Source organism: Micromonospora sp. NPDC051924 (assembly GCF_055586005.1).
Genome location: NZ_JBVJJA010000024.1, coordinates 100827 through 113238, shown reverse-complemented (window position 1 = coordinate 113238; position 12412 = coordinate 100827). Strand labels below are relative to the sequence as shown.

General features: G+C 71.3%; 9 protein-coding genes. 4 read left to right on the top strand and 5 right to left on the bottom strand.

The window, feature by feature from the left end; genetic code table 11:
* Nucleotides 1–80: 80 nt before the first annotated feature.
* The gene (locus ACZ6S5_RS20265; protein ID WP_466002551.1) at nt 81–434 is read right to left on the bottom strand and encodes a DDE-type integrase/transposase/recombinase; all 354 of its coding nucleotides are present in this window, start codon (nt 432–434) and stop codon (nt 81–83) included.
* 207 nt (nt 435–641) lie between these two features.
* Between ACZ6S5_RS20265 and ACZ6S5_RS20260 the strand changes: the two genes are divergently transcribed.
* The 4 genes from ACZ6S5_RS20260 (at nt 642) to ACZ6S5_RS20245 (ending at nt 5914) form a co-directional block, all read left to right on the top strand.
* Entirely contained in the window at nt 642–1208 is a 567-nt protein-coding gene (locus ACZ6S5_RS20260; RefSeq protein ID WP_466002547.1) for a hypothetical protein, read from the top strand.
* A gap of 2 nt (nt 1209–1210) precedes the next feature.
* Complete coding sequence (locus ACZ6S5_RS20255) at nt 1211–1882, top strand: nucleotidyl transferase AbiEii/AbiGii toxin family protein (protein ID WP_466002545.1); 672 nt, start codon at nt 1211–1213, stop codon at nt 1880–1882.
* 681 nt (nt 1883–2563) lie between these two features.
* Entirely contained in the window at nt 2564–3781 is a 1218-nt protein-coding gene (locus ACZ6S5_RS20250) for an MFS transporter (protein WP_466002544.1), read from the top strand.
* 171 nt (nt 3782–3952) lie between these two features.
* A complete protein-coding gene (locus tag ACZ6S5_RS20245; protein ID WP_466002542.1) occupies nt 3953–5914 on the top strand; it encodes an APC family permease in 1962 nt (653 codons plus the stop codon).
* 74 nt (nt 5915–5988) lie between these two features.
* On the opposite strand, the gene ACZ6S5_RS20240 is transcribed toward ACZ6S5_RS20245, so the two are convergent.
* The 4 genes from ACZ6S5_RS20240 to kdpB all read right to left on the bottom strand — a co-directional run bounded on the left by ACZ6S5_RS20240 (nt 5989) and on the right by kdpB (nt 12399).
* A complete protein-coding gene (locus ACZ6S5_RS20240) occupies nt 5989–6687 on the bottom strand; it encodes a response regulator (RefSeq protein WP_466002540.1) in 699 nt (232 codons plus the stop codon).
* Nucleotides 6684–9239, bottom strand: a complete 2556-nt coding sequence (locus ACZ6S5_RS20235; RefSeq protein WP_466002538.1) for a sensor histidine kinase — start codon at nt 9237–9239, stop codon at nt 6684–6686. The genes ACZ6S5_RS20240 and ACZ6S5_RS20235 overlap by 4 nt, the downstream gene beginning before the upstream one ends.
* An 86-nt stretch (nt 9240–9325) precedes the next feature.
* Nucleotides 9326–10207 (bottom strand): potassium-transporting ATPase subunit C, encoded by an 882-nt coding sequence (locus ACZ6S5_RS20230; protein WP_466002536.1) that lies wholly within the window; start codon nt 10205–10207, stop codon nt 9326–9328.
* Complete coding sequence (gene kdpB, locus ACZ6S5_RS20225) at nt 10207–12399, bottom strand: potassium-transporting ATPase subunit KdpB (protein ID WP_466002534.1); 2193 nt, start codon at nt 12397–12399, stop codon at nt 10207–10209. Before kdpB ends, ACZ6S5_RS20230 begins: the two co-directional genes overlap by 1 nt.
* Nucleotides 12400–12412: the final 13 nt, after the last annotated feature.

Sequence of the window (12412 nt, the reverse complement as noted above, 5' to 3'; positions counted from 1 at the left end):
TCGACGGCCGCAACGCCCGATCCGCCTGCTGCTGACGTCGTGCCATCAAACACCTCCACGATCACGAGGTGTTGCGACGATCAGTTGAATTCGCCGTTCGACCCGCGGTCGCTGTGGTGGATCAGTTGGCCGTCGCGGACGTCGCGGGACCAGATGCCGTATTCGAGGGCGCCGAGGATCAGATCGGTGTCGCAGCGGTCGGAACACCGCCAGCCCACGATGCGGTTGGAGAACACGTCCCGCACGGCGGCGAGCCAGAACACGCCTTCACCGCAGGGGATGCGGGTGGCGTCGGCTACCCACAGCCGGTTCGGCGCCGCAGCCGTGAACTGTCGGTTGACCAGGTCCGGTGCCGGTGTCGCCTTCGGGTTCGACCGGGTCGAGGGGATGCGCCACTTCTTGCGCAGGAACGCCCCGCCTCCGATCGCGATCATCACTGCCTGGTGGGACGAGGAACAGGGAGCGGTAAGCCGCTGGCTGATCCGCTTCGCTCGGTGCCAATGCGGCGGCCTATCCCAACCATGCCCATGTGGGAGCATCGTCTTCACCAGCACGATCGGGATTCGTAGCCCTACCCGCCGGTTACAAGGATATGGCAGAGAAGCCAAGCGTGCTGGGCCTAGCGTAGTAGGCTGGCGGCCGTGGGCCGGTTCTCCGAGGATGAGCTACATGCGGTTGTCTCCAGGTACGAGGCGACGCGGGCACAGGCGTTGACCGAGCGGGACGAACAGCTGCGGGCGTTTCATGCGGCCGGCTGGCGGCCGGTGGATCTGCAGCGGGTCACCGGGTACAGCCGGGAGACCATCCGTCAGGCGCTACGACCGGAAGTCCGGCGGGCGACCAACATCAGCCGGCGCAGGACATCACCCCAGCCGCCGGCGGACTACCGGCCCTACGGTGACCGGAGGCCCTACGTAGTGGCCGAAACCCTTGCCGCACTGCACGGCCCGACCGAAGGCACGGTGACGCTTCCGCGTCATCTCGACTGGTCCGGACACGCCGAGTACGACCTTAACCGGACCGCACGCCTGGTCAGCATGTACAAGGTGGTACTCACCGAAGCCAGTACGGTCGAGGATCTGAACACCTGGCTCGATGCCGAGCTCCTCCGGCGGCTCTGGCCCACCCTCTGGCTGCCACCCCGGCTCCGCCAGCGCTGGGAGGAAGCCTTTCCCGAACTCGCCGCAACCCGCAGCAGCGCGGCATAGCGGTGGATCCCTTCCACGAACGCCTCGCCCGTACCGGGCTCGGGGCGGCCGATCGATACGGCTTCGCTCTGGCCGGCGGTTACGCGGTTCAGGCCGCCGGGCTCCTAGAGCGACCCAGCGAGGACGTTGACCTGTTCACCGCCTGGGACCGCCGCGAGGAGTTCGCCGCCGCGGTCGCCGCCGTCGTGCACGCCTACCGAGACGACGGCCTGACCGTCGAGACCGAGCGGCAGTACGACACGTTCGCCCGGCTGGCTGTCACCGACGGTGTGCGGCTTTCCAAGGTCGAACTCGGCGTGGACTGGCGTGCCAACGAACCGATCCTCATGGCGATCGGACCGGTACTCCACCCTGACGACGCGGTCGCGAACAAGATGAGCGCACTCTACGGGCGAGCGTTCGCTCGTGACTTCATCGACATCGACGCCACGCTCCGATCCGGTCGCTACACCCGCGAAGCCCTCCTCGCCCTCGCGCACCGCGCCGACCGTGGTTTCGACCGGCGCGTCTTCGCCGACGCGCTCGGACAAGCCACCCTGCTCGACCCTGACGACTTCGCCCAGTACGGCGTCGCCGGCCGAGCGCTGGACAATCTCCGTAGCCGATTCGCCGCATGGCGCCGTGAATTGCTCGGCGAGGAGGAACCCGCTCGACCTGACGGCTCCGTCAGCTGATCCCCGGCGCTCCGTTGGCGCCTGGAGTACTGGTAGGACTTGGTGAGCTCGCCGGCGACCTCTTCGTCCAGGACGTTCACCGTAGCCACCCGGTCGCGGGGGTCGTAGGTGTAGGTGCTGGTGGTGTTGAGGTACGCCGAGTGGTTGTCGGCGTTCATCTTCTTGGCGACGTCGCGGGTGCGGTTGCCGTTGAGGTCGTAGGTGTAGGTGTGCTCCGACACCAGCGTCCCGTTGGGCTTCTTCTCCACCTGGGTGTTCAGCAGCCCGTCGAGGTAGTAGGTGTAGTCGACGATGTTGCCGTTGCCCTTTGTCTCCTTCAGCTTCTCACCGCGGTCGCTCTATAAGCGAGATACCTTTCCAGCCCAACCATCGATGCACATCCGTCAATATGGACCTCGATCGGATCTCGGCGGCCATCGCGCCTGGCACGGCCGGTCAGGCCACGCTGGCCGGCGGAACGGCCGGGTGGCAGGGAGCCGCCCGCTCCGGGCTCACCGCGGTCCGATGGGTTACCTTCAGCAGGTGATCCCGGTGGAGGCCGCGGCGGCCGCGTACGCGCAGTGGATCACGCCCGCCCTGCCGCTGTACGGCAACGACCACGAGCGGGCCGACTTCGCTCCCTGATCCGCTCCCGGATCCTTTTCCTCTCACCCGTTCGGAAGCAACCGGGAGCGATGCCTCATGTCCGTCGACAGTTCCGGGATCCGCGCGGTGCTGCGCGCACCCCAGGTCCTGCGGGTCCTCGTCAGCAGCCAGGTCGGTCGGCTGCCCACCGCCAGCGGGCCGCTGGCCCTGTTGTTGTTCGCCCGGCAGTCGCTGAGCCTGGCCACCGCCGGCCTGCTGGTCGCCGCGTACACGGCGGGGATGGCGGTGGGCACGCCGCTGCTGGCCCGGGCGGTGGACCGCTGGCGCCAGCCGCCGGTGCTGTGGGGGTCGGCCATCCTGTCCGGCCTCGGGTTCGGCGCGGTGGCACTGACCGGGGGCCACCTGGCCGGCGCGGTCGTCGGCGCGGCGGTGGCCGGAATGGGTACGCCGCCGCTGGAGGCCTGCCTGCGGACGCTCTGGCCCAGCCTGCTGCCGGCGACCGCCGTGCCGACGGCGTACACCCTCGACATCGCCGTGCAGGAGGTGATCTTCGTGGTGGGCCCGTTGGTCACCCTGCTCGCGGTGACCCTGGGCGGGCCACCGGCCGGGCTGGTCGCCGCCGCAGTGGCGCAACTCGTCGGCACGGCCGCCTACGCCTCGGCGCCCGCCGCCCGGACGTGGCGCGGGGTGCCGGCGGTGCGGCACTGGGCGGGCCCGCTGCGCGTACCCCGGTTCGCGGTGATGGTGGCCGGGGTGGTCGGGGTCGGTGCGGCGGTGGGCAGCATCGCGGTGGCGGTGACCGGGTACGCGGAGGCGGTCGGTGACCGGCGGTTGAGCGGCTGGCTGCTCGCGGCGCAGGCAGCCGGCGCGCTGGCCGGCGGGCTGCTCTACACCCGGGCCCGGCCGGGTGGCCCGGGTCGGCTGCCGTTGCTGGCCGCCGGCCTGACGGTCGGGTACCTGCCGTTGCTGCTCGCCCCCGGTCCGGTGCCGATGGCCGGCCTGCTGGTGGTGAGCGGGTTGGCGCTGCCGCCCGTGCTGACCGCGATCTTCCTGGCTGCGGAGCGGCTGGCGGAGCCGGGCACGGTGGCCGAGGCGTTCGCCTGGGTGGCCACCGCGTTCGTGATCGGCAGCGCCGCCGGATCGGCGCTCGCCGGCCCGCTGGTGTCGGCCGACCTCCGGTACGGGCTGGCCGTGGCACCCGTCGCGGCGCTGCTCGGGACGCTGGTGCTCTGGGCGGTCTCGGCGAGCAACCGGCGTGCGCGCAGTGGCCCGGTCGGGAGACCGGCGACGCCCGGTCAACCGGCGGCAGCGTGAAAAGGGCGTAAAAAATCCGGCTGCGCGCGTTAAATCCGCGTAGCGGCGGCGCGTCGCCCGTCCCGCCGACCCGATCATGGTCGGCGGGACGTCGGGGTCGATCGGGCTGCGGCCCGGACGCCGCGCGCCCGACGGCTTGCCCTCCCGACGACCGTGGACTGGGGAGGCACGATGAGCATCGGCACGCGCGACCGGGTACGGGAACAGCGGAAACGTCCACTGCGGGACTGGCTGCTGGCCGACACGTCGGCCCAGCCGGCTCAGGCGGAGGGCCCGTACGCCAGGCCGCCGGAGCGGCGGCGCCACAGCTGGTGGAAGGTCATGTGCCTCACCGGCGTCGACTACTTCTCCACCCTCGGCTACCAGCCGGGCATCGCGGCGCTGGCCGCCGGCGTGCTCTCCCCGATCGCGACCCTGGTGCTGGTGCTGGTCACTCTGCTGGGGGCGCTGCCGGTCTATCGGCGGGTGGCCCACGACAGCCCGCACGGCGAGGGCTCGATCGCCATGCTGGTGCGGCTGCTGACGTACTGGCAGGGCAAGCTCTTCGTGCTGGTGCTGCTCGGTTTCGCCGCCACCGACTTCATCATCACCATGACCCTCTCGGCGGCGGACGCCACCGCGCACATCGACGAGAACCCGTTCTGGCCGGCCGCCCTCAAGGGCCACGAGGTGCTGATCACCCTGCTGCTGGTGGCGCTGCTGGGCGCGGTGTTTCTCAAGGGCTTCACCGAGGCGATCGGGATCGCCGTCGGCCTGGTCGGGGTCTACCTGGCGCTCAACGCCGTGGTGGTGGTCGACGCCCTCTGGCGGGTGGTCACCCAGCCCAGCCGGGTCACGGACTGGACGACCGCGCTGACCACACAGCACGGTGACCCGCTGCTGATGGTCGGCATCGCGCTGCTGGTCTTCCCCAAACTCGCGCTCGGCCTGTCCGGCTTCGAGACCGGGGTGGCGGTGATGCCGCACATCCAGGGCGATCCGGAGGACAACGAGGAGAAGCCGGCCGGGCGGATCCGAGGCGCCCGGCGGCTGCTCACCACCGCCGCTGTGATCATGAGTGTCTTCTTGGTCACCAGCAGCGTCGTCACCACCGTGCTGATCCCGGCCGACGCCTTCCGGCAGGGTGGGGAGGCGAACGGGCGAGCGCTGGCGTACCTGGCGCACCAGAACCTCGGCGAGGTCTTCGGCACGATCTACGACCTGTCGACCATCGCCATCCTCTGGTTCGCCGGCGCCTCGGCGATGGCCGGCCTGCTCAACCTGGTCCCCCGCTACCTGCCCCGGTACGGCATGGCGCCCAGCTGGGCCCGGGCGGTGCGCCCGCTGGTGCTGGTGTTCACCGCCGTGGCCTTCCTGATCACGATCATCTTCAACGCCAACGTCGATGCCCAGGGCGGGGCGTACGCAACGGGTGTGCTGGTGCTGATCACCTCGGCGGCCACTGCGGTGACCCTCTCCGCCCGGCACCGCCGCCAGCACAGCCGGACGGTCGCGTTCGGGATCATCGCGGTGATCTTTGTATACACCACGATCGCCAACGTGGTGGAGCGTCCCGACGGCGTGAAGATCGCGGCCTGCTTCATCGCCGGGATCATCGCGGTCTCGCTGCTGTCCCGACTGTTCCGGGCGTTCGAGCTGCGGGTCAACACGGTCGAGCTGGACCAGGTGGCCCGGCAGTTCGTCAGCGAGGGTGCCCGGCGACGGATCCGGCTGATCGCGCACGAGTCGGCGAGCCGGGACGCCGCCGAGTACCGCGACAAGCTGGCCCAGATCGTCGCCGACAACGACTTCCCGGCCGACGCCGACGTCATCTTCGTCGAGGTGACCGTTACCGACCCCTCGGATTTCGAGACGGAGCTGCACGTCAACGGCGCCGTGCTGCACGGGAGGTACCGGGTGCTGCGGCTCGCCAGTTCATCGGTGCCGACCGCACTCGCCGCGCTGCTGCTGCACATCCGCGACCTCACCCACCGGCGCCCGCACATCTACTTCGAGTGGACCGAGGGCAACCCGGCCGGCAACTTCCTGCGCTATCTGATCTTCGGGCAGGGCGAGATCGCCCCGGTCACCCGGGAGATCCTCCGTCAGCAGGAACCGGACCGGTCCCGCCGTCCGCACGTGCACGCCGGCTGACCGCTGTACCGGGGCGTAGCGGGCGCGTGGAATCGGGGGCGTCGGCCGTACCCAAGCCGTGAAGACGATCCTGGTCAGGGGCGGTAGCGGTAGCCCATCCCCGGCTCGGTGATCAGGTGCCGGGGCCGGGCCGGGTCGTCCTCCAGCTTGCGTCGGAGCTGGGCCATGTACTGGCGCAGGTAGTTGGTCTCGTTGTGGTACTCCGGACCCCACACCTCGTGCAGGAGCTGGCGCTGGCTGACCAGCTTGCCGGGGTGGCGGAGCAGCTTCTCCAGCATCGCCCACTGGGTGGGGGTGAGCTTGACCTCGACGCCGTCGTCCCGGGTGACCACCCGGTCGGCGAGGTCGACGGTGTGCCGGCCGATCCGCTGGGTCGCGGCAGCCTGCGCCGTCGTCGAATCCGCGGCGGCTCCGACGAGGCGGCGGGTGACCGCCCGGATGCGGGCGAGCAGCTCGTCCACCCCGAACGGCTTGGTCACGTAGTCGTCGGCGCCGGCGTCGAGCGCGGCGACCTTGTCCTCGCTGCCGGCCCGGCCGGAGAGCACGATGATCGGTACGCCGGTCCAGCCGCGCAGGCCGCGGATGACCTCCACGCCGTCGAGGTCGGGCAGGCCCAGGTCCAGCACCACCAGGTCGGGTGGATGACTGGCGGCGGCCTTGAGCGCGGCGGCGCCGCTGTCCACGACCTCGACGTCGTAGCCCCGGGCGCGGAGGTTGATCCGGAGTGCCCGCAGGATCTGCGGTTCGTCGTCGACGACCAGAATCCGGGTCATTCCTGCGGCCCTTCCGACTCGATCCCTCCGGCGGCCGCCGGCAGGCGTACCACCATGGTGAGTCCGCCCCCGGGGGTCGTCTCGGGGGTGATGCTGCCACCCATCGCCTCGGCGAGTCCGCGGGACAGCGCGAGACCGAGCCCCACGCCGGTCTGGTTGTCCCGGTCACCGAGGCGCTGGAACGGCAGGAAGACGTGCTCCCACTGGCCCTCGGGTATCCCCGGGCCGGTGTCGATCACCCGCAGCTCCACCTGCCCGGCGTGCGCGCTCGCGGTGACCGTCGGGGGCTGGCCGGGCGGGCTGTAGCGCAGGGCGTTGGCCACGATGTTGACCAGCACCCGCTCCAGCAGGCCGGGGTCGGCGAGCGCCGCCGGCAGGTCGGCGGGAATGTCGGTGGTGACGTCCAGGGCGGCCGGCCCGATCTCGTCCAGCGCCAGCGGTACGGCGTCCTCCAGCCCGATGGCGGTGGCGCTGACGCCCAGCGCGCCGGCCTGCAGCCGGCTCATGTCGAGCAGGTTCGCCACCAGCCGACCCAGTCGGTCGAGGGACTCGTCGGCCGTGGCCAGCAACTCCTCCCGGTCGTCGGCCTCGAACTCGACGTCGTGGCTGCGCAGGCTGGACACCGCGGCCTTGGCGGAGGCGAGCGGCGTACGCAGGTCGTGGCTGACGGCGGCGAGCAGCGCGGTGCGCATCCGGTCGGCCTCGGCGAGCGGCCGGGCGGCTGCGGCCTCCTCGGCGAGGCGTTCCTGGCGCAGCGCCACGGCGGCCTGAGCGGCGAACGCCTCGACCACCCGCCGGTCGGCGGCCTCCAGCCGCCGGCCGGAGAGCACGACCGTAAGTCGCTCGTCGACGGGCACCACGGTCTCCCCCGCGCCGGGGCTGCACGGCGGGGCGTCCCCGACACTCGCCACCACCCGCCAGGCGCCTTCCTCCCGGGCCCGGTCCGGCCGGCCTTCCGCCTCGGCGACGAGTTCCAGCACGCTGACCGCGCGGAGGGCGAAGGTCTCCCGCAGCCGGTCGAGCAGGGCGGGCAGCGGCCGTTCGCCGCGCAGCACGCTGCCGGCGACGGTGGCCAGCGTCTGCGCGTCGGCGGACGCCCGCGCCGCCTCCCGGGTACGCCGGGCCGCCACGTCGACCACCCCGCTGACCGCCACGGCCACGCCGACGAAGACGGCGAGGGCGAGGAGGTTGTCCGTCTCGGCGATGGTCAGCGTATGCAGGGGCGGGGTGAAGAAGAAGTTGAGCAGCAGGGAGCCGCCGAGCGCGGCGACCAGCGCCGGCCACAGCCCACCGACCAGCGCCACCCCGACCACGGCGGCGAGCGAGATCAGGATGTCGTTGGTCAGGGTCAGGTCGGGCAGCGTCTTGAGCAGGAGGGTGAGCAGCGGCATGCCGAGGCCGGCGAGTACGAAGCCGAGCACCCGGCGCCGCCGGGACAGCGCCGCCGGCGCCGCCGCCCCCCGTCGGCCCTGCCCGGCCTGAGGGTGGGTGACGAGGTGCACGTCGATCGGGCCGGAGAGCGCGGTCGTGGTGACCCCGACCCCCCGCGTGAGGAGCTGCGCGAACCGGCCCCGCCGGCTCGCGCCCAGCACCAGCTGGGTGGCGTTGACACCGCGGGCGAAGTCCAGCAGGGCGGCCGGAATGTCGGTGCCGAGCACCTGGTGGTACGTGCCGCCGAGGCTCTCCACCAGGACGCGCTGCCGGGCCAGCTGGGCCGGGTCGGCACCGGCCAGCCCGTCGCTCCGGGCGACATGCACGGCGAGCAGGTCCGCGCCCTTGCTGCGCGCGGCGATTCGAGCCGCCCGGCGGATCAGGGTGTCCCCCTCCGGCCCGCCGGTCAGGGCCACGACGACGCGTTCCCGCGCCTCCCAGGTGTCTGAGATGCCCTGCTGCGCCCGGTACGCGTCGAGCTGCTCGTCGACCTTGTCGGCCAGCCAGAGCAGGGCCAGTTCGCGCAGCGCGGTGAGGTTTCCGACCCGGAAGTAGTTGCCCAGCGCGGCGTCGATCTTGTCCGGGCGGTAGATGTTGCCGTGCGCCATCCGGCGGCGCAGCGCCTCCGGCGTCATGTCCACCAGCTCGACCTGCTCGGCCGCGCGGACCACTTGGTCCGGCAGCGTTTCCCGCTGGGTGGTGCCGGTGATCTGGGCGACGACGTCGTTGAGCGACTCCAGGTGCTGGACGTTGACCGTGGTCAGCACGCTGATCCCGGCGTCGAGCAGCTCCTGGACGTCCCGCCAGCGCTTCTCGTTGCGGGAGCCGGGCACGTTGGTGTGCGCCAGCTCGTCGACCACGGCGACCTCGGGGTGGCGGGCCAGCACGGCTTCGAGATCCATCTCGGTGAACTCGACGCCCCGGTAGCTCATGGTCCGACGCGGCACGATTTCCAGATCACCGAGCATGGCGGCGGTGTGCGGCCGGCCGTGGGTCTCCACCAGCCCGACGACCACGTCGGTGCCGCGCTCGGCGCGCCGCTGGGCCTCCTCGAGCATGGCGTAGGTCTTGCCTACGCCGGGCGCGGCCCCGAGATAGATACGCAGTTCGCCCCTGGGCACGTGCCCATCCTCCCCGATCGGTGTAAGGAAGGGCCCCTTCTTGACGCCTCGTGCGGGTGAAGGGGCCCTTCCTGACAGCTAGCCGGTCAGCGCGCCGGGAACTTCGCGTCGAGCGCCAGGTTGAGTTCGAGCACGTTCACCGCGGGCGCGCCCATGAAGCCGAGCGACCGTCCCGTGGTGTGCTCCTTGACCAACTTGCGGATCTCCGCCGGGTCCGCGCCGCGCTCACGCGCGACCCGGGCCACCTGGATCTCCGCGTACGCCGGGGAGATGTGCGGGTCGAGGCCGCTGCCACTGGCGGTGACCGCGTCGGCCGGCACGGCCGGCTCGTCCGGCGCGTCCCCCCGGATCGGGGTGACGACCCCGCCCTCGGCGACGTAGTCGTGGTCGGGCTGGGCCAACTCCACCGGCACCCCCTGATAGCTGCTGACGAACGGGGTGGCCGGCGCGACCTGGTTGACGCTGACCACCCGGGTGATCCGGCCGGTCAGTCCGTTGGCGTGGAAGACAGCCAGCACCGCGCCGGCGCCGTCCGGCGTGCAGTACGGCCGCCGCCCGTCGACCCCGTCGAGTTCGCCGATCGCCTTGCTCCGCGAGCAGACCTGGGTGAGCAGGCTCTGCGTCGAGTCGTCGGGGTTGGCGGCGATGGTGTCGACCACGCTCTCCGGGCCCAGGTTGCTGGCCGCGGTGGAGGTGGGGTCGTAGCCGTCGCCGGCGGCGGACGGCCGGGACTGGAAGTAGCGCGGGACGGGGTTGCCGTCCCCGTCGGTGAAGGACTGGCCGATGATCGAACTGCCGACGGTCTTGCCGTCGACGCTGACCAGCGAGCCGTCGGCCTTGCCGTCGAGGCCGGGGATGCGGCCGACGGCGACCAGGGCCAGCGGATACGCGAGGCCGAGCAGGACGGTGAACACGAGCAGCGCGCGCAGCGCGGCCAGATGTTGGGCGAGCCAGGTAGGGAGGCGCATCACGAGATCCCCGGAATGAACTGGATGAGCAGGTCGATGAGCTTGATGCCGACGAACGGCACGATGATGCCGCCGAGGCCGTAGAGCCACAGGTTGCGGCTGAGCAGCTTCGACGCGCTCGCCGGCCGGTACCGCACGCCCCGCAGGGCCAGCGGGATCAGCGCGACGATGATGATCGCGTTGAAGATGACCGCGGACAGGATCGCCGACTCGGGGCTGGCCAGCCGCATGATGTTCAGCGCGTCCAGCGACGGGTAGATGCCGGCGAACATCGCGGGGATGATCGCGAAGTACTTGGCGATGTCGTTGGCGATGCTGAACGTCGTCAACGCACCCCGAGTGATCAGCAACTGCTTGCCGATCTCCACGATCTCGATCAGCTTGGTCGGGTCGGAGTCGAGGTCGACCATGTTGCCGGCCTCCTTGGCGGCCGACGTGCCGGTGTTCATCGCCACGCCGACGTCCGCCTGGGCGAGGGCCGGCGCGTCGTTGGTGCCGTCGCCGGTCATCGCGACCAGCCGGCCACCCTCCTGCTCCTTCTTGATCAGGGCGAGCTTGTCCTCCGGGGTGGCCTCGGCGAGGAAGTCGTCCACCCCGGCCTCGTCCGCGATCGCCTTCGCGGTACGCGGGTTGTCGCCGGTGATCATCACGGTTCGGATGCCCATTCGGCGCATCTCGTCGAACCGCTCCTTCATCCCCGTCTTGACGATGTCCTTCAGGTGGATGACGCCGAGGGTGCGGGCCGGTTGGCCGTCGACGTGCTCGGCGACGACGAGCGGGGTGCCGCCGATGCCGCTGATCTCGTCGACCAGCTGCCCCACCTGCTCGGTGGGGTGGCCGCCGTTCTCCCGGACCCACTTCATCACCGCCGCGGCGGCGCCCTTGCGGATCCGGCGCGCCGGCTCGGTTCCGGCGGGGGTCAGATCGACGCCGCTCATCCGGGTCTGCGCGCTGAACGGCACGAAGGTGGCGTGCGGGATGAAGCCGGGCTCGCGCTCCCGGAGCCCGAACTCGTTCTTGGCGAGCACCACGATGGAGCGACCCTCGGGGGTCTCGTCGGCGAGGCTGGAGAGTTGCGCCGCGTCGGCCACCGTGGCGACGTTCACCCCGTCGACCGGGAGGAATTCGTCGGCCTGCCGGTTGCCCAGGGTGATGGTGCCGGTCTTGTCCAGCAGCAGCGTGTTGACGTCGCCGGCCGCCTCGACCGCCCGGCCGCTCATGGCCAGCACGTTGCGCTGCACGAGCCGGTCCATGCCGGCGATGCCGATCGCCGACAGCAGCGCCCCGATGGTGGTGGGGATCAGGCAGACCAGTAGCGACACCAGCACCACGCCGGTGACGCCGGCGTCGGTGATCGCGCCGGTGTCGGCGGCAGCCGCCTGGTACCCCTTGGAGAAGATCGCCAGCGGCTGGAGGGTGACCACGGCCAGCAGGAAGATGATCGTGAGCGCGGCGAGCAGGATGTTCAGCGCGATCTCGTTCGGGGTCTTCTGCCGGTTCGCACCCTCCACGAGTGCGATCATCCGGTCGATGAAGCTCTCGCCCGGCTTCTGGGTGATCTTCACGACGATCCGGTCGGAGAGCACCTTGGTGCCTCCGGTGACCGCGCTGCGGTCGCCGCCGGATTCCCGGATGACGGGCGCGGACTCGCCGGTGATCGCGGACTCGTCGACGCTGGCGATGCCCTCCACCACGTCGCCGTCGCCGGGGATGATCTGACCGGCCTCGACCAGGACGATGTCGCCCTGCCGGAGCTGCGGTGCGGGCACCGCCTCGTCGCGGTAGGTGTTCGCCGCCGCCCCGGGCGTCCAGCCGACGAGGCGGGTGGCGATCGTGTCCTGCTTGGCCTGCCGCAGCGCGGCGGCCTGGGCCTTGCCCCGGCCCTCGGCGACCGCCTCGGCCAGGTTCGCGAAGACCACGGTCAGCCAGAGCCAGACCGTGATCGCCCAGGCGAAGACCGACGGGTCGACCACCGCCAGGACGGTGGTGAAGACGGCGCCGATCTCCACGATGAACATCACCGGGTTGCGCCAGAGCGTGCGGGGGTCGAGCTTGCGCAGCGCGTCCGGCAGGGACCGGAACAGCTGCCTCGGGTCGAGCAGTCCTCCGCCGACCCGGTTGCCGTGGATGGCTGGGGTACCGGCGACCGGCTGTTCGGCGGTGCCGCCGGATGTCACGGGTGTGACGGACATGTCCTCGTTCCTC

Bases quoted from the DNA above. Each gene is read 5' to 3' on its own strand.
- ACZ6S5_RS20245 (WP_466002542.1), top strand. From the start codon at position 3,953: ATGAGCATCGGCACGCGCGACCGGGTACGGGAACAGCGGAAACGTCCA.
- ACZ6S5_RS20265 (WP_466002551.1), bottom strand. From the start codon at position 434: ATGATCGCGATCGGAGGCGGGGCGTTCCTGCGCAAGAAGTGGCGCATC.
- ACZ6S5_RS20250 (WP_466002544.1), top strand. From the start codon at position 2,564: ATGTCCGTCGACAGTTCCGGGATCCGCGCGGTGCTGCGCGCACCCCAG.
- ACZ6S5_RS20230 (WP_466002536.1), bottom strand. From the start codon at position 10,207: ATGCGCCTCCCTACCTGGCTCGCCCAACATCTGGCCGCGCTGCGCGCG.
- kdpB (WP_466002534.1), bottom strand. From the start codon at position 12,399: ATGTCCGTCACACCCGTGACATCCGGCGGCACCGCCGAACAGCCGGTC.
- ACZ6S5_RS20240 (WP_466002540.1), bottom strand. From the start codon at position 6,687: ATGACCCGGATTCTGGTCGTCGACGACGAACCGCAGATCCTGCGGGCA.